General features: G+C 64.9%; 21 protein-coding genes, 2 tRNA genes, 1 pseudogene and 1 riboswitch. Of the genes and pseudogenes, 11 read left to right on the top strand and 13 right to left on the bottom strand.

What is annotated here, in order from left to right:
- Nucleotides 1-14 precede the first annotated feature (14 nt).
- Together AC1RDS_RS18780 and AC1RDS_RS18775 are read left to right on the top strand one after the other, a co-directional pair.
- A complete protein-coding gene (locus AC1RDS_RS18780) occupies nt 15-467 on the top strand; it encodes a CFI-box-CTERM domain-containing protein (protein WP_059400435.1) in 453 nt (150 codons plus the stop codon).
- Nucleotides 457-984, top strand: a complete 528-nt coding sequence (locus AC1RDS_RS18775; protein ID WP_059400436.1) for a PD-(D/E)XK nuclease family protein — start codon at nt 457-459, stop codon at nt 982-984. The genes AC1RDS_RS18780 and AC1RDS_RS18775 overlap by 11 nt, the downstream gene beginning before the upstream one ends.
- A gap of 137 nt (nt 985-1,121) precedes the next feature.
- Here AC1RDS_RS18775 and AC1RDS_RS18770 read toward each other — a convergent pair whose 3' ends face one another.
- Entirely contained in the window at nt 1,122-2,378 is a 1,257-nt protein-coding gene (locus tag AC1RDS_RS18770) for a tyrosine-type recombinase/integrase (RefSeq protein WP_059400437.1), read from the bottom strand.
- 370 nt (nt 2,379-2,748) lie between these two features.
- On the opposite strand from AC1RDS_RS18770, the pseudogene AC1RDS_RS18765 reads away from it, so the two are divergent.
- Nucleotides 2,749-2,877: pseudogene (locus AC1RDS_RS18765) on the top strand (TOBE domain-containing protein); the annotation flags it as partial.
- 4 nt (nt 2,878-2,881) lie between these two features.
- On the opposite strand, the gene AC1RDS_RS18760 reads toward AC1RDS_RS18765, so the two are convergent.
- The 5 genes from AC1RDS_RS18760 to AC1RDS_RS18740 form a co-directional block, all read right to left on the bottom strand.
- The gene (locus tag AC1RDS_RS18760) at nt 2,882-3,376 is read right to left on the bottom strand and encodes a dihydrofolate reductase (RefSeq protein ID WP_348682313.1); all 495 of its coding nucleotides are present in this window, start codon (nt 3,374-3,376) and stop codon (nt 2,882-2,884) included.
- The gene (locus AC1RDS_RS18755) at nt 3,376-4,221 is read right to left on the bottom strand and encodes a thymidylate synthase (protein ID WP_348682314.1); all 846 of its coding nucleotides are present in this window, start codon (nt 4,219-4,221) and stop codon (nt 3,376-3,378) included. Before AC1RDS_RS18755 ends, AC1RDS_RS18760 begins: the two co-directional genes overlap by 1 nt.
- 87 nt (nt 4,222-4,308) lie before the next feature.
- Nucleotides 4,309-5,382 (bottom strand): metallophosphoesterase, encoded by a 1,074-nt coding sequence (locus tag AC1RDS_RS18750; RefSeq protein ID WP_348682315.1) that lies wholly within the window; start codon nt 5,380-5,382, stop codon nt 4,309-4,311.
- A complete protein-coding gene (locus AC1RDS_RS18745; RefSeq protein ID WP_092700035.1) occupies nt 5,379-6,800 on the bottom strand; it encodes an FAD-binding oxidoreductase in 1,422 nt (473 codons plus the stop codon). Before AC1RDS_RS18745 ends, AC1RDS_RS18750 begins: the two co-directional genes overlap by 4 nt.
- A gap of 48 nt (nt 6,801-6,848) precedes the next feature.
- The gene (locus AC1RDS_RS18740) at nt 6,849-7,259 is read right to left on the bottom strand and encodes a DUF2069 domain-containing protein (RefSeq protein ID WP_092700033.1); all 411 of its coding nucleotides are present in this window, start codon (nt 7,257-7,259) and stop codon (nt 6,849-6,851) included.
- A 144-nt stretch (nt 7,260-7,403) separates the two neighbouring features.
- Here AC1RDS_RS18740 and AC1RDS_RS18735 point away from each other — a divergent pair, with 144 nt between their 5' ends.
- Together AC1RDS_RS18735 and AC1RDS_RS18730 are read left to right on the top strand one after the other, a co-directional pair.
- Nucleotides 7,404-8,654, top strand: a complete 1,251-nt coding sequence (locus AC1RDS_RS18735) for a YihY family inner membrane protein (protein ID WP_092700031.1) — start codon at nt 7,404-7,406, stop codon at nt 8,652-8,654.
- Between the two features lie 422 nt (nt 8,655-9,076).
- The gene (locus AC1RDS_RS18730) at nt 9,077-10,462 is read left to right on the top strand and encodes an FAD-binding oxidoreductase (protein WP_348682316.1); all 1,386 of its coding nucleotides are present in this window, start codon (nt 9,077-9,079) and stop codon (nt 10,460-10,462) included.
- 60 nt (nt 10,463-10,522) lie between these two features.
- On the opposite strand, the gene AC1RDS_RS18725 is transcribed toward AC1RDS_RS18730, so the two are convergent.
- Nucleotides 10,523-11,332: an alpha/beta fold hydrolase gene (locus AC1RDS_RS18725; RefSeq protein WP_348682317.1), complete on the bottom strand. Its 810-nt coding sequence runs from the start codon at nt 11,330-11,332 to the stop codon at nt 10,523-10,525.
- Between the two features lie 2 nt (nt 11,333-11,334).
- Entirely contained in the window at nt 11,335-12,645 is a 1,311-nt protein-coding gene (locus tag AC1RDS_RS18720) for an O-acetylhomoserine aminocarboxypropyltransferase (protein WP_348682318.1), read from the bottom strand.
- Between the two features lie 96 nt (nt 12,646-12,741).
- On the opposite strand from AC1RDS_RS18720, the gene AC1RDS_RS18715 reads away from it, so the two are divergent.
- The 3 genes from AC1RDS_RS18715 to AC1RDS_RS18705 all read left to right on the top strand — a co-directional run bounded on the left by AC1RDS_RS18715 (nt 12,742) and on the right by AC1RDS_RS18705 (nt 14,780).
- Nucleotides 12,742-13,197, top strand: coding sequence for a CBS domain-containing protein (locus tag AC1RDS_RS18715; RefSeq protein ID WP_092700023.1), 456 nt, complete (start codon nt 12,742-12,744; stop codon nt 13,195-13,197).
- Between the two features lie 126 nt (nt 13,198-13,323).
- A complete protein-coding gene (gene aroC / locus AC1RDS_RS18710; RefSeq protein WP_092700021.1) occupies nt 13,324-14,421 on the top strand; it encodes a chorismate synthase in 1,098 nt (365 codons plus the stop codon).
- 23 nt (nt 14,422-14,444) lie between these two features.
- Complete coding sequence (locus AC1RDS_RS18705) at nt 14,445-14,780, top strand: 5'-nucleotidase C-terminal domain-containing protein (RefSeq protein WP_092700019.1); 336 nt, start codon at nt 14,445-14,447, stop codon at nt 14,778-14,780.
- Nucleotides 14,781-14,840: 60 nt separating this feature from the next.
- Here AC1RDS_RS18705 and nrdR read toward each other — a convergent pair whose 3' ends face one another.
- The 3 genes from nrdR to AC1RDS_RS18690 all read right to left on the bottom strand — a co-directional run bounded on the left by nrdR (nt 14,841) and on the right by AC1RDS_RS18690 (nt 17,628).
- A complete protein-coding gene (gene nrdR / locus AC1RDS_RS18700) occupies nt 14,841-15,290 on the bottom strand; it encodes a transcriptional regulator NrdR (RefSeq protein ID WP_026436839.1) in 450 nt (149 codons plus the stop codon).
- An 18-nt stretch (nt 15,291-15,308) separates the two neighbouring features.
- A complete protein-coding gene (gene glyA, locus AC1RDS_RS18695; RefSeq protein WP_092700017.1) occupies nt 15,309-16,553 on the bottom strand; it encodes a serine hydroxymethyltransferase in 1,245 nt (414 codons plus the stop codon).
- Between the two features lie 37 nt (nt 16,554-16,590).
- Nucleotides 16,591-16,743, bottom strand: a riboswitch (ZMP/ZTP riboswitch).
- Nucleotides 16,744-16,797: 54 nt separating this feature from the next.
- Entirely contained in the window at nt 16,798-17,628 is an 831-nt protein-coding gene (locus tag AC1RDS_RS18690; RefSeq protein WP_092700015.1) for a lytic transglycosylase domain-containing protein, read from the bottom strand.
- Between the two features lie 972 nt (nt 17,629-18,600).
- Between AC1RDS_RS18690 and AC1RDS_RS18685 the strand changes: the two genes are divergently transcribed.
- Both AC1RDS_RS18685 and AC1RDS_RS18680 read left to right on the top strand, forming a co-directional pair.
- Nucleotides 18,601-21,345: a DUF349 domain-containing protein gene (locus AC1RDS_RS18685; protein ID WP_287879469.1), complete on the top strand. Its 2,745-nt coding sequence runs from the start codon at nt 18,601-18,603 to the stop codon at nt 21,343-21,345.
- 4 nt (nt 21,346-21,349) lie between these two features.
- On the top strand, nt 21,350-21,796 hold the full coding sequence (locus AC1RDS_RS18680; protein ID WP_287879467.1) for a GNAT family acetyltransferase: 447 nt from the start codon (nt 21,350-21,352) through the stop codon (nt 21,794-21,796).
- A gap of 96 nt (nt 21,797-21,892) precedes the next feature.
- Here AC1RDS_RS18680 and AC1RDS_RS18675 read toward each other — a convergent pair.
- A tRNA-Leu gene (locus tag AC1RDS_RS18675) sits at nt 21,893-21,977 on the bottom strand.
- A gap of 186 nt (nt 21,978-22,163) precedes the next feature.
- Nucleotides 22,164-22,249 (bottom strand) — tRNA-Leu (locus tag AC1RDS_RS18670).
- 19 nt (nt 22,250-22,268) lie between these two features.
- On the opposite strand from AC1RDS_RS18670, the gene rnr reads away from it, so the two are divergent.
- Nucleotides 22,269-24,590: a ribonuclease R gene (gene rnr, locus AC1RDS_RS18665; RefSeq protein ID WP_287879465.1), complete on the top strand. Its 2,322-nt coding sequence runs from the start codon at nt 22,269-22,271 to the stop codon at nt 24,588-24,590.
- The last annotated feature ends 104 nt before the right edge of the window (nt 24,591-24,694 follow it).

Here is a 24,694-nt window from a genome sequence, read left to right as displayed (position 1 = left end):
TGGGACATGGAACGATGGATCGCGGCGAGAGCAGCGGTGTCAGTGCATCCGAGTTGGCCGCCATGGGCATGTGCGAGCGCAGGGTGGCTCTGGATCACCGCCACGGACGGAAGGTCTCCGCCGCGCAGCACGAAGCGCTCCAGCGGGGCCTGCGCCTGCACGCCGCATTCGACGCGCAGGCCGCGGCGGAGCGGCCCGGCCGGCGGGGCCGGTGCTTCATCGCGACCCACATCTTCGGAAGTGCCGCCCCGCAAACCGAGGTCCTGCGACGCTATCGGGACGGCGTGCTGCGCACCAGCGGCCCGGGATGCCGCCTGATCGTGTGGTACTACCGCGCAGCGCCGCTCGTCTGTGCCTGGCTTTGCCGCCATCCGTGGGCCTGCATCCCGCTTCGCCACGCCCTGTCGCTGATGGTCTGGTACGCAGGGTGGCGCTGCCGGCGCATGGAGGTGCATCATGTCCGCTGAAGTGGTCGTCGCATGCGGGCTTGCTGTCGGCCTGCTGCTGTGGAGCGCACGGCGTTGGCTCATGGGCCGCCCCAACGGCTGGGCCCGCCTTCCCGGAGAGCTGCGGCGCGCCGAGCTCATCTACAGCGAGCGGCCTTTCCGCGTCGGGGAGCCAGAGGCGATTTCAGCGAAGGTCGACCGTGCGTACCGGCGCCGGGATGGGGTGTTCGTGCTGCTGGAGCTCAAGACGCGCGCGCATGCGCGGGCCTATCCCTCGGACGTGATCGAGCTGTCTGCGCAGCGGATGGCGCTGGGCAGCGAGTCGGGGCAACCCGTCGCGTCGCATGCGTACGTGCTCATTCAGGCCCCGGACGGGCGGTTTCTAGGCTGCCGACGCGTGCGCCTCTTGCCCGCGCGAGAGGTGGTGGCGCTGGCCAGGCGTCGCAGGCAACTGCTGAGGGGAGCCCTTCAGCCACGTGCGAACGGGGCTCCGCATCTGTGCGGGGACTGCGCTCACAGCCAGCGCTGTGGCCGATAGCCGGGCCATCGAACGCAGCGCTTGCCGCTCCGAGGTATCTGCGAGGACGTCGACGGTTGGGCCAGGGCCGGACGGACCGCATGGCTCTACGCCATTGAGGAATCGGCGAGCGCTTTGCGGTCTCCTTTGGGCGGCCGTCAAGCGGCCAGCACGCATTGGGGACGGTTCGCAGCAGCTTCGCATCTGGCGATGAACTCGGCCCAGCGTTCGAGCGCCACGCGGCGTTCGGGTATTTCCTCGCGAACGTCGTAGATGCCTTCCACACCCTTGAGCACGTGGTTGAGCGCGATCTCTGAGATCTCCCGGCTGATGCCCATGTTGCGCATGTGGCCCTTGGCCGTGCTGCGCGTGTCGTGCGGCGTGAAGCGCCGGATCTCGATGTCGCCCCGCTCGAAAGCGCGCGTGATGGCGGCCCACAAGGTCGTGCCGCCCACATGGATGTCGCCGCCGAAGCGCCGCCTGCGGCGCTCCACGCGGCAGGGCAGCACCCAATCGGAGTCGCCCGCCAGTTCCTTGAGCTCCTTGAACCAACCGACCACCGTGGGCGTGAGGGGCACGAGAAAGCCTGCCCGTGTCTTGACCACGGTATCCGGCACCCACCAGTCTCCCTTGTCGAGATCCACGTGCTCCCAGCGGGCCTTCGACAGTTCGACGGAGCGGACGCAGGTCGCCAGCAAGATCCGGAAGGCCAGGGCGTTCTCGAAGCCGATGTCCTCGATGTCCTTCAGCAGGATGCAGAGTTCGTCTTCCGAGAGCATGACCCGCTTGCGCACGGGTGGACGCGGTCCCATCAAGGAGGTGATGTCGATCCCCAGGGCCGGATTCGAATAGATCAGCTTCTTGCCACAAGCGTGTGCGAACAACTGCTTGCAGGAGGTCAGGATCCGCTTCGATACGGTCCAACTGCGTTCCGCGGATTCGATGACATGCACGACGTGGGCTGGCGAAACCTTGTCCACGCGCATCGAGCCGAGCTTGGGTAGGATCACGTTTTCCAGATCCCACTTGCGGTAGTAGATGGTGCCCACGGCGAGATCGTCCGGACCGAGCTTCTTCTCCTTGAAGTCTGCAATCAGCGCGCGGACCGTCCAAGACATCTTGGACTCCATCTTCACGACCTTCTTACGGTTCGCGGGGTCTTCGCCTCGGTCGATGGCTGCGCGTTCCTCGCGCGCTATCTGCCTGGCCTTAGCAAGGGAAACGTCCGGGTAGTTGCCTATCGTCAGCTCTCGCCGACGACTACCTGGCAGGCTGTACCGGAGCACCCAGGCCGCGGTTCCCGAGGCGGACAGCGTGAACGTCAGTCCGTCGCCATCGGACTTGGCGACCGGCGCTCCCTGCTTCATCCAGTGCTTGATCTGGATGTCGTCGAGTAAATGAACTTGCTTGCCCATGTTTGCGTCTCCCACCCCAGGCAAGGCCTCACCTGCGGCTATATTGGAGACACTCTACGCCGTTCCAGGACTGGTAGCTAGACCTAGAGAATCCGCCTAGCTACCAGCGTAGCTACCGGCAGATCACGCGCTTGGATGCGCTCTCGTGAGACGCTATGATCCAATAACTCATTGTCAGCAAAGGAGATTTAATACTTTGCTGACACGTCGTTGGAGGATGTGGGGCCACTGTTGATATTCCAGGTGGCGATCTGCATCGTTGATTCTCTATGGGAAGCAGTGAAGGTGCGCCATTGTCGTCTGGCCGCACTCAGCTCGGGCAATGCCGTGCCAGCTGGGATGGTTGCGGATTTTTCCGGTTGCCCGCACTCTGCGCGGCGGCGGCTCGGTGGGGGCCATCGTCACCCACGGCAGTTGCATGGAGCTGGGGCTGGCCGTGGGCAGCACGGCTACGGCGATCTTCAAGGCGTCCAGCGTGATCGTCGGCGCTCCGGCGTAGGCGTTCAGCCCCGGCGCTCGTAGCGCACAAAGGCGAACGGCAGGCCGCTGGCGCTGGTGTGTTCTTTGCGCGTGGTTTCCAGCCATTCGGGGCCGAGTTCGGGGGCGTAGGCGTCGCCGTCGAAGCGCTGCGCGATTGCGGTCACTTCCACGCGGTGGGCCAGGGGCAGGGCCTGGGCGTAGATCTGCGCGCCGCCGATCACCCACACGGTGGTGGGATTGGATTGCTCTGCTATTTGCAGCGCCTCGTGCAGGTTGGACGCACGCTGAGCGCCGACTTCACTCCAGTCCGGTTGGCGCGTGACGACGATGTTGCTGCGCCCCGGCAGTGGGCGGAACCGCGGCGGGAGCGAGTCCCAGGTCTTTCGCCCCATGATGACGGGGCTGCCCTGCGTGAGCTGCTTGAAATGCGCCAGGTCTTCGGGCAGGTGCCAGGGCATGGTGCCGCCCTTGCCGATGACACCGTTGGTGGCGCAGGCGTAGATGAGGGCGATTTCCATCACACCGCCACCGGTGCCTTGATGGCGGGGTGGCACTGGTAGTCCAGCACTTCAAAATCTTCGTACTGGTAGTCGAAGATGCTGTCGGGCCGGCGTTGGATGCGCAGCGTGGGGTAGGGGTAGGGCGCGCGCGCCAGTTGCGTCTGCACCTGCTCGGTGTGGTTGCTGTAGATGTGGCAGTCGCCGCCGGTCCAGATGAAGTCACCCACCTCCAGATCGCATTGCTGCGCCACCATGTGCGTGAGCAGGGCGTATGACGCAATGTTGAAAGGCACGCCGAGGAAGATGTCGGCGCTGCGCTGGTAGAGCTGGCAGCTCAAGGTGCCTTTGCCGCCGGGCGTGGTGGCCGGTGCCACGTAGAACTGGAAGAAGGCATGGCAGGGCATGAGGGCCATCTTGGAAAGCTCGGCCACGTTCCAGCTGCTCACGATGATGCGGCGCGAATCGGGGTTGGTCCTGAGGGTGTCTATCACCTGGCTGATCTGGTCGATGTGGCCGCCATCGGGGGTGGGCCAGCTGCGCCACTGCACGCCATACACCGGGCCGAGGTCGCCATCGGCGCGCGCCCATTCGTCCCAGATCGTGACACCGCGCTCTTTCAGCCACAGGTTGCTGCTGGAGCCGGTGAGAAACCACAGCAGTTCCACGATGATGGATTTGAGGTGCACCTTCTTGGTGGTGACCAGCGGAAAACCCTCGCGCAGGTCAAAGCGCATCTGGTGGCCAAACACGCTCTTGGTGCCCGTGCCCGTGCGGTCGCCTTTGTCCACGCCGTGCGTGAACACATGGCGCATGAAATCTTCGTATTGCGAGCGGATGGGGCGCAGGTGAGGGGTAGAAGTCATGGAGTAAAAACTGGCGTTTGACAAGCGGCGGCCCGCGGTGGCGCCGAGCCCGGTAGTGTGCCACCGATGGCCGGGCGGCCCCTGGGTCTAGGCGTCAAACCCTGTGGTGCCCACCTCTGTGCCATCTTCGAACAGCAGCGTGCGCTCGGGCCAGCGCAGTGCGGCCAGCCGGTATTGCGGGTCGTGGGGCGTGCCGGCCTGGCGGGCACGCCAGCGTCCGCCGACCGAGTAGTCCACGCAAAACACGTTGCGGCGCTGGCCGTGCCAGGCAAAGGGCGGGATATGGCCGAACAGGCCGGCTTCTTCGGGCGTCAAGCTGCCCAGGGTTTCGGGCGCGGCCACGACGGGGCGCCGCCAGTAGTGGCCCACCACCACGGGGGTGGCGTCGGTGTAGCTGTCCCACCAGGCCATGCGTTCGACAAAGCGCCATTTGCCGCCGGCAACAAAGGGATCGGTGCCCTGGCGCTCGACCCCCGAGGTCAGCACCTTCAGGGGGTTGAGCATGGCCTTGAGCAGCTCGTTGTCGGCATGGGCCTGCAGAAAGGGCGGCTTGTGCTGCGGGTCTTCGAGATCGTGCGGCCATTGCTGGCGTTCGGCCGCCATGCGCCGGGCGAGCGTGCCGTCCTGGGCCTGGCGGCGTACCTCGGCTTCCCAGTGGTCGTATTCGCTGCGGACGCTGCCGGGCGGCAACTGGCGTGCGGCGGCGATCTGGCCTGGCAGCCATGCGGCGTGCACGATGCGCAGGTCTGGCCGTTCCAGCGCCACTGGCAGGGTGCTTAAAAAGGCGACGATGGCCGCGCGCTCGCCGGCCGTGGGGCGCGCAAAGGGCGCGTATTTGTCGTGGTCGGAGGCCAGGCGCGCATCAAAGTACCAGCCGGCGCCGTCCTTGGCGTCGTTGCGCAGCAGGTTGATCTCGTGGTTGCCGATCACGGCCACCGCGCGGCCGCTGGCCATCAGCTGCGCCACACGCATCAGCACGGCGGGGCTGTCGGGGCCCCGGTCGCAGAAGTCGCCCACAAAGACCAGTGTGCGGCCACCCGGGTGCCGGCCCTGGGCGTCGTAGCCCAGGTGGGACAGCAACTGTTCCAGCGCATCGATTTCGCCGTGGATGTCGCCGACGATGTCGAGTGCCCCCGAGGGCAGTGCCTGGATGAGACTCATGCGGCGCCCAGTACACGCCCCGGGTTCATGATGCCCTGCGGATCCAGCGCCGCCTTGATGGCGCGCATCATCGCCAGCGCCGTGGGCGACTGGTATTTCTCCAGCTTCTCCACCTTGAGCGCGCCAATGCCGTGTTCGGCCGAGAACGAGCCACCGAACTGCGCCACGGCTTCGTAGACGAGGTGGTTCACCCGGTCTTCCTGCTCGCGCAGGAAAGCCTTGGCGTCGCCGCCCTCGGGGGCCTGTACGTTGTAGTGCAGGTTGCCGTCACCGAGGTGGCCGAAGTTGACCAGGCGCACGCCCGGGATCTCGCGCACCATCAGCGCGTCGGCGTATTCGACAAATGCCGGAATGCGCGAAATGGGCACCGAAATGTCGTGCTTGATGTTCAGCCCCTCTTCGGCTTGCGCCAGCGGAATGCTTTCGCGGATATGCCACAGGTTGTGCGCCTGCGCGAGGTTTTCGGCCACCACGGCGTCGGTCACACAGCCGGCCTCGAAAGCCGTTTCGAGCAGCGCCTCGAAGCGCGCGCGGGCGTGGTCCTCGGATTCGCTGTCCGAGTTTTCCAGCAGCACGCCGTAGGGCACGTCTTCCTGGTCGATGAAGGGCACGCGCAGCTGCGGCATGTGCTTGTCCACCAGGCCCAGGGCGAAGCGCCCCATCACCTCGAAGCCCGTGAGCCCTGCACCGAGGTACTGGTGCGCCAGGCCCAGCAGCGCCACGGCATGTTCCATCGAGGGCACGGCGGCCCAGGCGGTGAGCTGCGCTGCGGGCTTGGGATACAGCTTGAGCGTCGCGGCGGTGATGACGCCCAGCGTGCCTTCGCTGCCAACAAACAGGTTGCGCAGGTCGTAGCCCGTGTTGTCCTTGCGCAAGCCCTTGAGGCCGTTCCACACCTCGCCCTGGGGTGTGACCACTTCCAGGCCCAGGCACAGGTCGCGGGCGTTGCCGTAGCGCACCACCTGCGTGCCGCCGGCATTGGTGCCCAGGTTGCCGCCAATGGTGCAACTGCCCTCGGCCGCCAGCGACAGGGGGAATAAAAGTCCCGCCTTGTCGGCCGCGTCCTGCACGTTCTGCAGGATGCAGCCGGCCTCCACCGTGAGGGTTAGATTGTCCTTGTCGAGGTCGCGCACGGCGTTCATGCGGGTGAGGCTCAGCACCACCTGGGTGCCCGACAGATCAGGCGTCGAGCCCACGGCCAGGCCGGTGTTGCCGCCCTGCGGCACGATGGCGGTGCCCGCGGCGGCGCAGGCGCGCACCACGGCCGCCACCTCATCGGTGCTGCCCGGGCGCACCACGGCCAGCGCCTTGCCGCGCTCGCGGCGGCGCCAGTCTTGTTCCCAGGCGCTCAGGTCGCCGTCGGTCAGAACATGGGCGGCACCCACAATGCGCCGCAAGGTGTCGAGCAGGGTGGACATGGAGATGGCTCTTTCAATGGAACAGTGAGGGGTGCAGTGAGGGAGTTATCAAGGCGCGAGGGCTGCCGGGTCGGCGTTGGCCTGGGCCCGGGCGTTGCGCTGGCGCAGCCGTATATGCAGCGTGCAGGCCGTGAACAGCACCACGCACAGCACGATCTCGCCCATCGCCAGCCAGGAGCCGGGGCGGGCGTCGCCCCAGGCGCGTACCACGCCTTCGATGAAATACAGCCAGATCACCAGGCTGACCCAGCGGTAGGTGTACATGCGGTTCTTGAGGATGCCGGCCAGCGGAATGCACAGCGGCAGCGCCTTGAGCGCCAGCCACGAGCCGCCGGGACGCAGCGGGGCCAGTACCAGCTCCCAGGCCAGGCACAGGGCGATCAGCGCCAGCAGGCTGCCCGCGGCGAGCCAGCGGGTGGCGGCAACGGCGTTGTCAGGAGAGGGGCGGGATGAATTCATGGAATAGGTGGTCGGGATGGGGCGGCGCGGATTGCGCTCAAGCCAGACGGTTGGGGCCACAATGCACGCTCGATCCCAGCACAAATCGGCAGCGTCCATGCAGCGTTTTCTCATCCACCTGGCGGCCCCAGGATCATATCGGCCATGTCCTTGACCCCACAGACCGTGGTCCAGCGCCTGCAGGCGCTGCTGACCGAGCTGTCGCACTTTCCCTGGAAAACCACCGCCCAGACGCTGCGCGAGCGCTTTCGTGAAGACCGCCTGGGCCTGACCGCCAGCAGCCTTACGTTCACCACCGTGCTGGCCCTGGTGCCGTTTGTGACGGTGGCGCTGGCCGTGTTCACGGCGTTTCCCATCTTCGGCAAGCTGCAGGAGGTGCTGCAGCGCTGGCTGGTGGACAGCCTGGTGCCCGACAGCATCTCGCGCCAGGTGCTGGGCTACCTCACGCAGTTCGCGGCCCAGGCCAGCCGGCTGGGGGTGGCGGGCTTCAGCATTTTGCTGGTGACGGCGCTGGCGTTGATCCTGACCATCGACCGCACCCTCAACAACATCTGGCGCGTGCGGCGCCTGCGGCCGCTGGGCCAGCGGGTGTTGATCTATTGGGCCGCGATCACGCTGGGGCCGGTGGCGCTGGGCGCCAGCCTGGCGCTCACCTCGTATGTGATGTCGGCCTCGGGCGGGCTGGTGCGGGCCGTACCCGACGGCGTGCGCCTGCTGTTCGACTCCATAGAGTTCTTCGTGCTGGCAGCCGGCATGGCGGCGCTTTACCACTATGTTCCCAACACGCCCGTGAAGTGGCGCCACGCCTGGGCTGGCGGCCTGTTCGTGGCCGTGTGCATCGAGCTGGCCAAGAAGGTACTGGCCATCTACCTGGGCAAGGTTCCGACCTATTCGGTGGTGTATGGCACTTTTGCCACGCTGCCCATTTTGCTGGTCTGGATCTATGTGGCCTGGGTCATCGTGCTGCTGGGGGCGGTGGTGGTGGCCTATCTGCCCAGCCTGCTGGCCGGTGTGGCGCGGCGCGGCAAGGTGCCGGGCTGGACCTTTCAGCTGGCGGTGGAGGTGCTGCAGGAGCTGCAGCGCGCGCGCCGCCACATCGGCAAAGGCCTGCGTGCCAGCCAGCTGGCGCAACTGCTGCGCGTGGATGTGCTGCAGCTTGCGCCGGTGCTCGACGCCCTGACGGCGCTCGACTGGGTGGGGCGCACCAGCGACCCGGCGCAAAGCGCTGCCGACGACCCCGAGCCGCGCTATGTGCTGCTGGCCGACCCCGGCACCACCCTGCTGGAGCCCCTGCTGCAACGCCTGCTGCTCGACCGCACCGACCGCCTGGAGCCACTGTGGGGCAGCGCCGGGCTGGCGCAGTTGCATCTGTCGGATGTGCTTCCAAAAGAATAGCTGCTAGCGTTTATGGAAAAAGCGCCGGATGGCGATGGAGCCGTGTATTCCGCTGCGAAGTGCGCGGCTGTCCGGTAAAGGTGTTCTGCGTCGTTGCGCCGGCCTGGCCAGCCCATCGTGGCACTGCCGGGTGCATCCAGCTGCCGTTTCACGGGTTTCTGCAGGCCTTGCTGGCGGCGCTTGAACAATGGGTGCTGGCTCGCAGATTGCATTTTTGAAAAATGACCAATGAACCTGTTGAGCAGGAACTGGTAAATCAAGTAAGTCTTTATTCCAGATGGCGGATTGCCTTGCAAGGACTGCGGCGTAGTGCTAAACCGCACCAGCGGTAAATTTCTCACGCAACTGATCAGGAGCGACCGGTCGGTCTTTCTCCATCCTTTGTGCAAGGGGCGAATTCAGCCGCAGCGAAGGAGAAGGTCATGAAAAATTTGCAAACCCAGCAGGTGCGGACGTTGAAAGAGGGGCTTCAGGGTCCGGTGATTCTTCCGGATGACTATGCCTACGAAGCCGCGCGCAAGGTCTGGAACGCGATGATCGACAAGCACCCTGCAGCCATTGTCTGCTGCACGACCACCGCGGATGTGGTGCATGCGGTGAATTTTGCGCGCGACCAGGGCTTGCCGCTGGCCGTGCGCGGCGGTGGTCACAACATTGCCGGTAGCGCGCTGTGCAACGACGGCATCGTCATCGATCTGTCGGAGATGCGGGCGGCGCAGGTGGATGCCGACGCGCGCCGCATCACCATCGAAGGCGGTGCCACACTGGCGGATTTTGATGCCGCCACACAGGTCCACGGTTTGGCGACGCCGCTGGGCATCAACTCCACTACCGGCGTCGCCGGTCTCACGCTGGGCGGCGGCTTCGGCTGGCTCAGCCGCAAATACGGCATGACTATCGACAACCTGGAATCGGCCGAAGTGGTGACGGCGGCGGGCGAGGTGCTGCACGCCAGCGCCACCGAGCATCCAGACCTGTTCTGGGCGCTGCGCGGCGGCAGCGGCAATTTCGGTGTGGTGACGCGCTTCGAGTTCCGCTTGCATCCCCTCGGCCCGGATCTCTTGGCTGGGCTGATCGTGTTTCCGATTGCCGAGGCAAAACGGGTGCTGCAGCAGTACCGCGAATTCATGGACAAGGCGCCTGACGAATTGTCGGTCTGGGTTGTTCTGCGCAAGGCGCCGCCGCTGCCGTTCCTGCCCGAAAGCATCCACGGCAAAGAGGTGGTCGTGCTGGCGCTGCTGTACGCCGGCGACCCGGTGCAGGGAAAAGCGCTGGTCGAGCCGCTGTACCGCTTTGGCACACCGGCTGGCTCCCATGTCGACGTGATGCCCTATGCGGCCTGGCAAAAAGCCTTTGATCCGCTGCTCACGCCCGGTGCACGCAACTACTGGAAGTCACACAATTTCTCGGAACTCAAGGACGGACTCTTCGATACCGTCATCGACTACATCGCCAGCTTGCCGTCCTCCCAGTGCGAGATATTTTTCGGTGCCATTGGCGGCGCCACCACCGAGCCTGCGCCCGATGCCACCGCCTATGCCCACCGGGATGCCCGCTTCGTCATGAATGTTCACGGCCGCTGGGACGACTCGGCCGATGACGCGCGCGGCATGGGCTGGGCGCGCGACTTCTTCAAGGCCTCGGCGCCCTATGCCAGCGGCGGTGTCTATGTCAATTTTCTGACCGACGATGAGAGCGACCGGGTGAAGGCGGCCTATGGCCAGAACTACGAGCGGCTGGCGCAGATCAAGCGCCAGTACGACCCCGCCAACCTGTTCAGCACCAACCAGAATATCCGACCCGCCTGAACGCGATCCCCGCTGGGGCAGGGCGGAAAAAACTGTTCTGGAATCAAACAGGCGGCATGCTCATGCGTTCAAAAAATCCCGGATGGTCGTGAGCGTGCCGTCGGGGGCCTCCGTCATCTGGTTGTGCCCCACGGGCAGGCTGACCACCTGCACGGTCTTGCCGGCGGTGCGGGCCATGGCGATCAGGCCTTGTGCGGCTTTGGGAGCGGTCATCTGGTCTTGCGCACCCAGTGCAAACAGCACCGGGCACTGCACCTGCGCCATGGCCTGCTCGCCGTGGGCATAGCTGTCGCAGGCCACGAAGCCCCGGTGGAACAGGTTGACCTCGCGGTTGCTGTGCAGCACCTTGCGGCCCAGCGCCATGCCGGCGCCAAACACCCAGAAGCCCGCACCTGAGGGCGGTGCCAGCGTGCTGCGCGAGAACACATTGACCATGCGCAGCGCCTTCTCGGGCGCATTCAACGCCGATTCGATGAGCGCGGGTGACACCTTCATGGGGTAGGCCGTGCCCACCAGCACCAGGTGGCTCACGCGCGGGCCCAGTTGGGCCGCCGCTTCCAGCGCGATCAGCGAGCCCCAGCTGTGGCCCACCAGCGCGGCGCGTTCAATGCCCAGGGCGTCGAGCAGCGCCGCCACAAAGGCAGCGCCTTGCTCTACGCTGGCCGGGGCATCGCCACCGCTGCGGCAATGGCCGGGCAGGTCCACGGCCAGCACGTTCCAGCCGTGATGGGCCATGTAGCGGCTTTGCAGGGCCCACACGCTGTGGTCGTTGAGCACGCCGTGGATGAAGACCACCGTGGGCTTGGCCGCATCGAAGGCTTTGCCGCCGGTGTAGCAATAAATCGGGGCGCCGTTGATTGGGATATGCATGGTCAGGCCCCCGCTTTCTCGGCGGCCTTGAGGGCGCGCTTGAGATCGTCAATCAGGTCGTCGGCGTCTTCCAGGCCAATCGACAGGCGGATGGTGCCCTGGCTGATGCCCGCATTGGACAGGGCCTCGTCGCTCATGCGGAAATGCGTGGTGCTGGCCGGGTGGATCACCAGGCTGCGGCAGTCGCCCACATTGGCCAGGTGGCTGAAGACCTTGAGGGTTTCGATGAACTTCTTGCCCTGCTCGCGGTTGCCCTGGAGGTCGAAGCTGAACACCGAGCCGGCGCCGCGCGGCAGCAGCTTTTGCGCCAGCGCGTGGCTGGGGTGCGACTCCAGCATGGGGTGGCCCACACGGGCCACAAAGGGCTGTGCCGCCAGAAACTCCACCACCCTTTCGGTGTTGCGCATGTGGCGCTCCATGCGCAGCGGCAGCGTCTCGATGCCCTGCAGGATGAGCCAGGCCGTGTGCGGGCTCATGCAGGCGCCAAAGTCGCGCAGGCCTTCGCGCCGCGCGCGCAGCAAGAAGGCGCCCACGGTGCTTTCCTCGGTGAACACCATGTTGTGAAAGCCGTCGTAGGGCTGGGTCAGTTCGGCAAACTTGCCCTGCGACCTGGGGCCGTCCCAGTCAAAGCTGCCGCCGTCCACCACGATGCCGCCGATGACGGTGCCGTGGCCCGAGAGGAACTTGGTGGCCGAGTGGTAGACCAGATCGGCGCCATGCTCGAATGGCTGGATGAGCCAGGGCGAGGTGAGAGTAGAGTCCACCAGCAGCGGCACGCCGGCCTCGTGGGCTATTGAAGACACGGTGGGGATGTCCAGCACTTCCAGGCCCGGGTTGCCCACGGTCTCGCCAAAAAAGAGCTTGGTATTGGGCCGCACGGCGGCGCGCCAGGCGTCGATGTCGCCAGGCTTCACAAAGGTGGTCTCGATGCCGAAGCGCGCCAGCGTGTAGTGCAGCAGGTTCTGCGAGCCGCCATACAGCGCGGTGCTGGCCACGATGTGGCTGCCCGCGCCCATCAGCGTGGCAACGGCCAAGTGCAGCGCGGCCTGGCCGCTGGCCACGGCGATCGAGCCCACGCCGCCTTCCAGCGCCGCCACGCGCTGCTCCAGCACGGCATTGGTGGGGTTGCTGATGCGGCTGTACACATGGCCTGGGCGTTCGAGGTTGAACAGCGAGGCGGCCTGGTCGCTCGATTCAAAGACAAACGAGGTGGTCAGGTGGATAGGCACGGCACGCGCGCCGGTGGCGGGGTCGGGTGCTGCGCCTGCATGCAGCGCCAGCGTGTCAAAGCCGGGGTCGGAGTAACCGGGCATCTTGTGTCTCCAGGGTTGTCGGGTCAGCCGGGCATTGTGGGCTATATTTGCCGAGAACCAGCCTGTTGCGCCCAGCGCGCCCTCGGAGAGCACACCATGAAAGTCAGCGACATCCTTCGCGTCAAGGGAAACACCCTCTACACCGTGACACCGGACGAAACCATTGCCGTCGCCTTGAGCGTGATGGCGGAAAAAGACATAGGTTCGCTGGTGGTGATGGAGCTGGGCGACCTGGTGGGCATGCTCACCTTTCGCGAAGTGATCCAGGCCATGGTGCGCAACGGCGGCAGCATCGGCAGCATGCTGGTGCGTTCGGCCATGGACGACCACCCCCTGACCTGCACGCTCGAAACCGACATGGATGAGGTGCGCCGCATGATGCTCGACCGCCACGCGCGCTACATGCCGGTGATGGACCGCAGGATGCTCATGGGCGTGATCAGTTTTTATGACGTGGCCAAGGCCGTGGTGGACGCCCAGAACTTCGAGAACAAGATGCTCAAGGCCTACATCCGCGACTGGCCGGACGAAGACACGCGTCCGGCGGCCTGAGTCATTTCTTTGGTCGAAAAGGGCTGCAGCGCTTGATGGTAAAGCGGTTGCAGCTTTTTTTTGGGATCGATGGTTTTGCCGCCTGCATTGCGGGGCAAGTGCCGGGCTCTGGGATAATCCAGCGCCATGAGCGGCAACACCTTCGGCACCCTATTCGCAGTCACCAATTTTGGTGAATCCCACGGCCCGGCCATTGGCTGCGTGATCGACGGCTGCCCGCCCGGCATGTCGCTCTCCGAAGCCGACATCCAGGCCGATCTGGACCGGCGCCGCCCCGGCACCAGCCGCCACGTCACGCAGCGCAACGAGCCCGATGCGGTCGAAATCCTCTCGGGCGTGTACGAGGGCAAGACCACCGGCACGCCCATTGCTCTGCTGATCCGCAACACCGACCAGCGCAGCAAGGACTACAGCAACATCGCCGAGAGCTTTCGCCCCGGCCATGCCGACTACACCTACTGGCACAAATACGGCATCCGTGATCCGCGTGGTGGTGGCCGCTCGTCAGCCCGCCTCACGGCGCCCACGGTGGCGGCCGGCGCGGTGGCCAAGAAGTGGCTGGCCCAGCAATATGGTGTGCAGTTTCGCGCCTGCATGACGCAGCTCGGTGAGCTGCCCATCCCGTTCGAAAGCTGGGACCATGTGCCTGGCAACCCCTTCTTTGCACCGGTGGCCGAGGTGGCGCAGCTGGAGGACTACATGGACGCCTTGCGCAAGGCGGGCGATTCCTGCGGTGCCCGCATCCGCGTGCAGGCCACGGGCGTGCCGGTGGGCCTGGGCGAGCCCCTGTTCGACAAGCTCGACGCTGACATCGCCTACGCCATGATGGGGCTCAACGCAGTCAAGGGCGTGGAGATCGGTGCCGGCTTTGCCAGCGTGGCCCAGCGCGGCACCACGCATGGCGATTCCATGAGTCCAGAGGGCTTTCGCAGCAACAACGCCGGCGGCGTGCTCGGGGGCATCAGCACCGGGCAGGACCTGGAAGTGAGCATCGCCATTAAGCCCACCAGCTCCATCATCAGCCCGCGTGAGTCGATCGACATCCACGGCCACAGCGCCGAAGTCATCACCAAGGGCCGCCACGACCCCTGCGTGGGCATCCGCGCCGCGCCCATTGCCGAGGCGCTGCTGGCCCTGGTGGTGATGGACCACGCCCTGCGCCATCGCGCCCAGTGCGCCGATGTGGTGGCCAGCGTGCCGCCCATCCGGGCGGCGTTGCTCTAAACCCGCATGCCCGCGATGCGGCGATGGCTACACCGCTTCCGCGCGGTGATGGCCATGGCGGCGGGCCTGCTGGCGGGCTGTGCCGCACTGGCGCCGGTTTTGCCTATACCTATGATCTCTCGCAGCCGGCCGGTGCGCGCATCAGCCGCATGTTGCTGCATGGCCAGCCCCTGGCCGATGCGGCCACCGTGCGCGTCGCCCTCAGCAACTATCTGGCCGGTGGCGGTGACAATTTCACGGTGTTCGCGCAGGCGCCAGCCCTGTGGAGTGGTGGCCAGGATCTGGGCGCGCTGGAGGCCTATTTTCGCACCCATGGCCCCGTGGTGGTGCCATCGATCCACGGCTTGCTATTTAAGTGATGGCTGGTGGCGCCTGGTACAGAAGCGCTTTGGGCCCAAACGCTCTCAATCTGGCGCAATTTACTTGCGCACCTCATCGACCATCGCGCGGAAGTCGTCGATGTCCTCGAAGCTGCGGTACACGCTGGCAAAACGGATGTAGGCCACCTTGTCGAGCTTCTTCAATTCGCGCATGACCAGTTCGCCGATGCGGCTGGAAAGCACTTCGCGCTGCCCCAGGTTGAGCAGCTTTTCCTCGATGCGCTCGATGGCGCTGTCGATCTGGGTGGTGCTCACGGGCCGCTTGCGCAGGGCCAGGTTGAACGAGGCGAGCAGCTTGCCGCGCTCGTACTCGATGCGGCGGCCATCCTTCTTGACGATGGCCGGGAAGTTCACTTCCGGCCGCTCGTAGGTGGTGAAGCGCTTGTCGCAGGCGCCGCACTGCCGCCTGCGGCGAATGAAGTCCCCGTCTTCCGACACCCGGGTCTCGACGACCTGGGTTTCCTGGTGGCTGCAGAAGGGGCACTTCATCGGAGCAGCGCGCCGGACTTAACCGTAGACCGGGAAGCGGGCCGTCAGCGCGTTGACCTTGGCGCGCACGGCGGCGATGTTGGCTTCGTCGCGCGGGTTGTCCAGCACGTCGGCAATCAGGTTGGCTGTGATGCGGGCTTCTTCTTCCTTGAAACCGCGCGTGGTCATGGCGGGGGTGCCAATGCGCACGCCGCTGGTCACCATCGGCTTTTCAGGGTCGTTGGGGATGGCGTTCTTGTTGATGGTCATGTGGGCGGCGCCCAGCACGGCCTCGGCTTCCTTGCCGGTGATGCCTTTGGCGCGCAGGTCCACCAGCATCACATGGCTCTGCGTGCCGCCGGAGACGATGCGCAGGCCGCGTGCGGTCAGCGTCTCGGCTACCACCTTGGCGTTCTTGGCGACCTGTTCCTGGTAGGCCTTGAATTCGGGCTGCAGTGCTTCCTTGAAAGCCACGGCCTTGGCCGCGATCACATGCATCAGCGGGCCGCCTTGCAGGCCAGGGAAGATGGCGCTGTTGATGGCCTTCTCGTGCTGGGCCTTCATCAGGATGATGCCGCCACGCGGGCCGCGCAGGCTCTTGTGCGTAGTGGAGGTGACCACGTCGGCGTGCGGCACGGGGTTGGGGTACACGCCGGCGGCGATCAGGCCGGCATAGTGGGCCATGTCCACCATGAAGATCGCGCCCACGTCCTTGGCCACCTTGGCAAAGCGCGCGAAGTCGATGTGCAGGCTGTAGGCCGAGGCACCGGCGATGATGAGCTTGGGCTTGGTTTCGTGGGCCTTCTTCTCCATCGCGTCGTAGTCGATGGCTTCGTTGGCATCCAGGCCGTAGGAGACCACGTTGAACCACTTGCCCGACATGTTCAGCGGCATGCCGTGCGTCAGGTGGCCGCCTTCGGCCAGGCTCATGCCCATGATGGTGTCGCCGGGCTTGAGGAAGGCCAGGAACACGGCTTCGTTGGCCGAGGCGCCGCAGTGCGGCTGCACGTTGGCGGCCTCGGCGCCGAAGATCTGCTTGACGCGGTCAATGGCCAATTGCTCGGCCACGTCCACATGCTCGCAGCCACCGTAGTAGCGCTTGCCGGGGTAGCCTTCGGCGTATTTATTGGTCAGCTGCGTGCCCTGTGCCCACATGACGGCGGGTGAGGCATAGTTTTCACTGGCGATCAGCTCGATGTGCTCTTCCTGGCGCTTGTTTTCGGCCTGGATGGCGGCAAAGAGTTCGGGATCGGTTTGCTCGACAAGAGTTTTGCGGTCGTACATGGTATTGGCAGTCCTATGAACTTGTGTCCCTTGAAACAGGGGCTGCCCAGGCGAACGGCGGAACGCAGAAGGTTCTGAGCCTTTGCGGCACGCTCCCTAGTGGTTCGCAAGGGGCATGTCCTTGCCGGTTTCCACGTCAGCGGCGGCCTCCTGTGGGAAGCCGCGCCTATCGCCAGTCGCGTACGTCGCTAGTGTAGCCGACCAGCACCTGGCGCCTGCTCTGGTCGCCCGGGGTTCCAGGGCCTTACAGCAGTGCGAGCTTGTCGCCGGCGGTTTCGGGCGCAGCGGCGGGCGCAGTGACGGGAACGGTACGGGTCGGGGCCTGGGTTGACAGGGTGGCGGGTGGATTCATGGGGGCAGAACGTCCACCAGCGACCTGGCGCAAGCGGAAATGCTCGGCCAGCACCTTGGCGGCGTAGCCACCGTCATCCGGCAGATTGGCCGCGCCCACGTAGTAGCGCAGTCCGCCTTCCACCGATCCGGCCCGCGCTATGCATTCCTGCAGCACCTTCACACCCACGCGCAGGTTGGTGACCGGATCGAACGCCGCGAAATGGCCACCGAAGTTCTCGTACTTGTCGGTGTGGACCCGCGTCATGACCTGCATCAGGCCCTGGGCGCCCACAGCGCTCTGGGCAAACGGGTTGAAGCTCGACTCGATGGCCATGATGGCCAGGATCAGGGTCGGATCGATCTTGGTGCGGGCGCCGGTTTCATAGGCTTCGGCCACCAGCGCGCTCAGGGGTTCTGGCGCGACGCGGTACTTCTTGCTCAGCCAGTAAGCCACCGCGGCCTGCTCTTTGGGCAGATCCTTGGGATTGGTGGCGGTGGCGCGCTCGCTGGCATCCAGCTCGACCGGCATGTCCAGCAGGGCCACCTGACGGGACTGCAGCCAGTCTCTCAGCTGCTCCTCGCCTGCCTGGCGCAAGTCCGGGCGGGCGGTAAGGGTAAGGACGACAAAGGCAACGGCCAGCCCGATGAGGGCAAAACTGTTGTGGGTGATCTCAAGGAAACCTTCGGTCACATCGGTCACGAAGGTTCGCACACCGGAGACAATTTTTCCTGACGCTGTCATAGCTCTTCCTTTCTGAGGCGAGCTCTGCAGACGATGCCGCAGTCAACGACAGCATCGGTTCAGTCACTCACCTGGATTGGTACGCCATCAATTTCGTGCTTCGTTCATAAGGCGAAGCGAGGAACTGACTTAGCCGGGTTCGGCAGCGGGTTGGGGTTTTTACCAGCCTTTTTGGGGGCTGGCGGATTCTAGAAGTTCACTAAATGCCAAGTCAATACTAACAAATTTGTTTTAAATACTAATTTGTTATAAAAAAACTGTAAAAAATCACAGTAATAGGTTGATTTTTGCCCATTTCAAGGAAATGTTGAGACGCATTCTGTGACGACCGTGTGTCAGATTCAATCGTGTTCGCACGACCCATTGAGAATGCGATTTGAGTCGGTCCCGCGAATTTGGTAAGGTGGCGCTGCCTGTGGATTTCAGGCATCGCCAGACAAGGCAAAGTCTCCCGCCGAAGGCATGCAGTGCCCAGGTGCAGCAGATGCTGCTTTTATGGCAAACCTTGGAGGCAATCCCTTGCCTCCTCGCAATGTGGATCTTCATCTCCAGATTGCGAAACGATGGCAAAGACCGTTGCGTCAGCCGTCAAGCCCGGTGGGCAGGCCATGCGGCCTGTTTTCCGGGCTTTCTTGTTGGTGCATCGTTCAGCGTGCGGCCCTGAAGGCCGCGGGCGGCTGACGGGGCACGCTGGCCTGTTCGTTGGTTGCACATATATATAGATAATGGGGCAGTTTTCCTGGGTGCATTCCGTTGTACCGGGAGATGAAGTCCATCAACCGACCTGTCTGCGTCCGCTGGCCTGACCGGCTTGCGTCAGATCATTGCTTGATGCGTGGTCCAGGACCGTGGTGTGGTCTTTTGCTGGAACCCGGTGAAAATAGTCTTCTCACCTGCAGGCACGCATTGCACAGGGCCCCAGCGGCCAGCTTTCCACCGCAGCCTGTCCGGTTTTCGTTATCCATTGGATCCATGTTTCCTTTTTTTTCTCGCAGCAAAATGTCCGACGCACCTGAAGTGAACCCGGCCCCGGCCAAAACCCAAGAGTCGCATCCACTGGATGCACTGACTGGCGGCGCTTTTTCGGCCGCCACGTCCAGTGAGCGGGCTTCCCGCATCCGTGACTGGCTCGCTTCCCAGCCGGCGCCCGAGCAACTGCAGGAGGTCTTCAAGGAGCTGAGCGGGCGTGACAAGGGCGCCGCCCGCGCGGTGCGTGAACGGCTGGATGAAATCCGCCGCGCCAAGGGTCAGGAGGTCATTGCGGCTGAATGGGCCGAGAAGGCCCAGGCATTGCTGGCCGCTCCCAAGCTCAATATTGCCGACGCCCTGGCGTGGCAGCGCGATGCGGCCAAGGCCGGTGCACCTTTGTCGCGCGAACCTCTGTCGCTGCTCAAGGTGCAGGTGGCCGAGCGGGTGAAAGTGATCGAAGACCTGCAGCACCGCGTTCAGGTGCAGCGGGAAGCCGCCGTGTTGCTCGCCCAGCGCATCGAAGTGTTATCCACCAAATCCTGGAAAGATGCCCAGGCTGCGCTCGAATTGCTGCGTGCCGACGTTGTGCGCTGGCAGGAGCAGGCCCAGGAACTGACCGGAGACGCCAGCTGGGTCAGCGTGGAGGCGCGCTTTCCGCCCCTGCTGGAGGCCTCGCGCACGCAGCTGCTGGTCGTGTGGGATGCCTTCCAGCCGGCCGTGGCGCAAGCCGCTGCGGCTGCTGCAGACGCAGCTGCCCCGTTGCCTCCCGTTCCCTTGTGGGCCGACGAGTTGCGTGCTGCCCGTGGCTTGCCCGTGGAGGCGGCCGCTGCCGCAGCGGCCAAGCCGGCCCGCGCGGCGCGCCCCAAGGTGGACCCGCAGGTGCAGGAGCAGGCCATGCAGGCGGTGCGCGAAGCGCTGGCCACCCTGGAGAAGGAAACCGCCGAAGGACATGGCAAAGCCAGTGCGGGCGCCGCTGCTGCGCTGCGTGCGGTGCTGAAAGTGCATGGCAAGCACATCGACACCCCGTTGGAGCACCAGGTGCATGCCGCGCTGGTGGCTGCCGGTGAGCTCGAAGGCTGGCAGCGATGGAGCGCAGACCAGGTGCGCGAAGAGCTGGTGGCCAAGGCGCAGGCGCTGCTCCAGCGTCCCGAGGGCCAGGCCTTGGGTGGCCGCAAGATGCAGGAAACATTGCGCCAGTTGCGCGAGCAGTGGAAGCAGTCGGACCAGGGCGGAGCGCCCAACCACGGCCTGTGGAAGAAGTTTGACGAGGCGTGCAATGCCGCGCACAAGGTGGTCGAGGCATGGCTGGACAAGATTCGCACCGAGGCGGCCGAACACAAGGCCCAGCGCCTGGCTCTCATCGAAGAGGTCAAGGCGTGGGCGCAGGAGCATGCCGCCTCCGGTGACTGGAAGGCCATCAACCGCGCGCTGCACCAGTTTGGCGACCGTTGGCGCGAGGGCGGGCATGTGGGGGAAAAGCTGTTTGCCGAACTGCAGCCGCTGTGGAAGCAGGCCATCAGTGCGGCTGCCGCGCCGCTGGAAAACGCGCAAAAAGACAGCCTGGCCCGGCGCCACGCGATGATTGATGAAGCGGTGGCGCTGGGCGCTGCGCCCACGCTGCGCATCGATGCCGTGAAGGCCTTGCAGCAGCGCTGGCAGGTCGAGGCCCAGGCCGTGCCGCTGGACCGCAAGCATGAGCAAAAGCTGTGGGATGCCTTCCGCAAGCCCATTGATGAAGCCTTCAACCGCAAGTCGGCAGACCGGGAGAAGGCGGTCACCGAACTGAGCGCCCGCGACCGGGTGGTGCTGGAGGCCTCCAAGGCGCTGGAAACCGCCAATGCCACGGGCGATGCGCAGCAGATTCGCACCGCCATGCAGGCGCTGGAGGCCGCGCTGCACGGACAGGCCCAGGCGGCACAGGTGGTGGCTTCGGCGCAGAAAGATGCACAGAACCAGCTTGAAGCATCCCCCCCATCTGCGCAAGCAGCGACTGAAAATGCAGCCGCAGAGGGCGCGGCAGAAGGTGCTGAAGAAGTGCCTGCGCCTGCGGCTGCCCCTGTCGTTCCCAAGCCGGCCGCACGCCCGGTGGTGGCGGTGCGTGGCGATGACCGCCCTGGCATGAAGAAGGATGCGCCCGCAGCGCCAGGCCGGGGCGGGCGTCCGGGTGATCGCCGTGAGGGCCGCGCTGATCGCGATGGCGGCCGCGGTCCGCGTGCCGACAGCCATTTTGGCGATCGCAATGACCGTGGCGGCCGCTTTGGTGATCGTCCTGCATATGAAGAGCGCGGGCCGCGCCTGGGTGACACGGCTTTCCGCGCCCAGCGTGAAGCGATGGAGCACGCCCAGCTGGCACTCAAGAAGCTGGCTGCACAGGCCCATGGTGAAGCGCTGACGCAGCTGCTGACGGCCTGGGAAAAGCGCGATGCGGCGCTGTTGCCGAGCACGCAGGAGTTGGGTGGCCGGGTCACGGCCGGCGTGCGTGCTGCCTGGTCGCAGGCGTTGTCCGCCCCTGCGGCCGGCGATGCTGCCGAGGCCTTGCTCCGGCTGGAGATGGCGGCCGAGGCGCCAACGCCGGCGGAACATATCGGTGCGCGCCGGATGCTGCAATTGCAGCTGCTCACGCGTCGCAACGATCCGGCGCCGGCCCAGACCTGGGGGCAAGATGCTGCGCGTGTCCTGGCCAGCGCCAACGATGCTGCCAGTGCGCGTCGCCTGCAGAACGTGCTGAAAATCCTGCTGCGCAAGTGACCCCGTGACCACTGCCTTCCAGATACGTCCTTTTGAAATGGAGGACGAAGCGGCAGCGGTGGCGCTCTGGCACGACTGCGGTTTGCTGCGCCCCTGGAATGATCCCCACAAGGACATTGCGCGCAAGCAGACCGTGCAACCCGGGCTTTTTCTGGTGGCGATGGCACGGGGGCTGGATGGTGAGAATGTGCTCGTCGCAACCGCCATGGCGGGGTATGACGGCCATCGCGGTTCGGTGTATTACCTGGCGGTGGCGCCGGGGCGCCAGCGGCTGGCCATTGGCCGCAGCCTCATGGAGCGGGTCGAGCAGCAATTGCTGGCCATGGGTTGCCCCAAGGTCCATGTGCTGGTGCGTACCGCCAATGTGCAGGTCATGGCGTTCTATGAAAAGCTGGGCTATGCCCGGGATGATGCCCTCAGCCTGGGCAAGCGGCTGATTCCCGACCTTTAGCTTCCAGTGCGGATGGAATGCACCACCGGGTTTTCATTCGGGCACAGGACCGGAAAACAAAAAGGCCGTTGCAGTTGCAACGGCCTTTGAATGTATTGGTGCCCAGGAGAGGACTCGAACCTCCACGATGTTACTCGCTAGTACCTGAAACTAGTGCGTCTACCAATTCCGCCACCTGGGCTTTCAGATCAGCTTCGAATTATAGAACAAGTTTTTCGGGCTTTCGGCGAATCGCTGGCAAATTTTGTGGAGAGCGAGCAATCACGCGCCAACAGGAAGTGATGGGGAAGCTCTTGGCAAATAAAAAAGCCGCTGTAGATACAGCGGCTTCAATATTCTGAAAACCGTAACCGGTTCTCGTTAAACTTGGTGCCCAGGAGAGGACTCGAACCTCCACGATGTTACTCGCTAGTACCTGAAACTAGTGCGTCTACCAATTCCGCCCACCTGGGCATTTCAGGAAAGTCTAAGATTGTATATCAAAAAAATCACCCCCGACGCATCCGCTGCACATCTGTCGGACGAGATTGAAGGCAGCGTGCAGGGGCACCGTGATGGCCATGGTTTCGTCATTCGCGATGATGGCGAAGGCGACATCTACATCCCCCCCAATGAAATGCGCGCCGTCCTGCACAAGGACCGGGTGCGCGTGCGCATCGTGCGCCAGGACCGCCGGGGCCGCCCCGAGGGGCGCGTGGTGGAGATCATCGAGCGTCCGCCGCAGCCCCTGATCGGCCGCTTGCTCCAGGAAAGCGGTGTCTGGCTGGTGGCCCCGGAAGACAAGCGCTACGGGCAGGACGTGCTGATTCCCAAGGGGGCCACCGGCGCGGCCAAGCCGGGGCAGGTGGTGGTGGTCGAGTTGACCGAACCCCCGGCGCTGTTTGGCCAGCCCGTGGGGCGCATCACCGAAGTGCTGGGCGAGGTGGACGACCCGGGCATGGAGATTGAAATCGCGGTGCGCAAATATGGCGTGCCGCACGAGTTCTCGGCCGAATGCCTGGCGCAGGCCAAAGAGCTGCCCGACAAGGTGCGTGCGCAGGACAAGAAGCAGCGGGTCGATCTGACCGACGTGCCCCTGGTCACCATCGACGGCGAAGATGCGCGCGACTTCGACGATGCCGTCTATTGCGAGCCCGCCAAGGTGGGGCGCGGCAAGGGCTGGCGTCTGCTGGTGGCCATTGCCGACGTGAGCCACTATGTGGAGACTGGCAGCGCCATCGACATCGACGCCTACGACCGCGCCACCAGCGTGTACTTTCCGCGCCGCGTGATCCCCATGCTGCCTGAAAAACTCAGCAATGGCCTGTGCTCGCTCAACCCCGAGGTGGAGCGCCTGTGCATGGTGTGCGACATGCTGGTCACCGCCAAGGGCGAGGTGCATGCCTACCAGTTCTACCCGGCCGTGATGTACAGCCACGCGCGCTTCACTTACACCGAAGTCGCTGCCATTCTGGCGAACACCCGTGGGCCGGAAGCGGGCAAACGCAAGGACCGGGTGAAAGACCTGATCAACCTGCACGACGTGTACCGGGCGCTGCTGCTGGCACGCCGTGAGCGCGGCGCGGTGGACTTTGAAACCACCGAGACGCAGATCATCTGTGATGAGAACGGCCGCATCGAAAAGATCGTGCCGCGCACCCGCAACGATGCCCACAAGCTGATCGAAGAAGCCATGCTGGCCGCCAATGTGTGCAGTGCCGACTTCATTGCGCAGGGCGGCCAACCCGGCCTGTTCCGGGTGCACGAAGGGCCTACGCCCGAGAAGCAGGAAATCCTGCGGGGCTACCTCAAGGCGATGGCGGTGGGCATGACGATCGGTGACAACCCCCATCCGTCGGAGTTCCAGGCGATTGCCGAGGCCACCAAGGACCGGCCCGACGCGCAGCAGATCCACACCATGCTGCTGCGGTCGATGCAGCAGGCCATCTACACCCCCATCAACAGCGGGCACTTCGGTCTGGCCTTCGAGGCCTACACGCACTTCACCAGCCCCATTCGGCGCTACCCCGACCTGCTGGTGCACCGTGTCATCAAGGCCATTCTGGGCAAGAGCAAATACAAGCTACCCGCGCTGCCCACACCCGGCGAGGCGCACGCCAAGCTGGCCAAGCGCCTGGCGGCCCGCGTGGCAGCGCCCGGTACCAAGCCGCGTAAAGAGCTGGCGCCCCCCAGCCGTGAAACGCAGGCCTGGGAGGCCGCCGGCCTGCATTGCAGCGCCAACGAGCGCCGCGCCGACGAGGCCAGCCGCGATGTCGAGGCCTGGCTCAAGTGCAAATACATGCGCGAGCACCTGGGCGAGGAATACAGCGGTGTGGTCAGTGCGGCCACGAGCTTCGGCATCTTCGTGACGCTGGATGCGATGTATGTGGAAGGTCTCGTGCACATCACCGAACTGGGGGGCGAGTACTTCAAGTTCGACGAAGCGCGCCAGGAACTGCGCGGTGAACGAACGGGCATCCGCTATTCCATTGGCACGCGGGTGCGGGTGCAGGTCAGCCGTGTGGACCTCGATGGGCGCAAGATCGACTTCCGCCTGATCCGAGAGGGCGAGGAACTGATCGGCCGTGCGCTCAAGGACAAGGGCGTGGCCCCAGAATCCGCAGCCCGCAAGGTGGGGCGTTCGGGCGGGCGCAAGCGCGTCCAGGCGCCGGACCCCTCGGTCACTGAGCGCGCCGGTCTGACGCGTGAGCAGGCGGCGCGCTCGCCTGCCGGTGTAGCCAAGGCATCGGTCAAGAAGGCGGCCGCGAATGGCAAGGCGGGCAAAAGCAAGAGCCGCAAGCCGCGCCGCAGTTGAGCCGCCTGCAGCGCGCGCTGCAGGGAACAGGGCAATCGCATCTAAATAGTGATACCCAAGACGCGCTCCAGATAGCCCAGATTCCACCCCGCACGCTTGCGCTT

The organism is Acidovorax sp. GW823-FHT02H02, assembly GCF_058797075.1.
The sequence above is the reverse complement of the archived record's forward strand: the minus strand, read 5'-3'. Positions and strand labels throughout refer to the sequence as shown.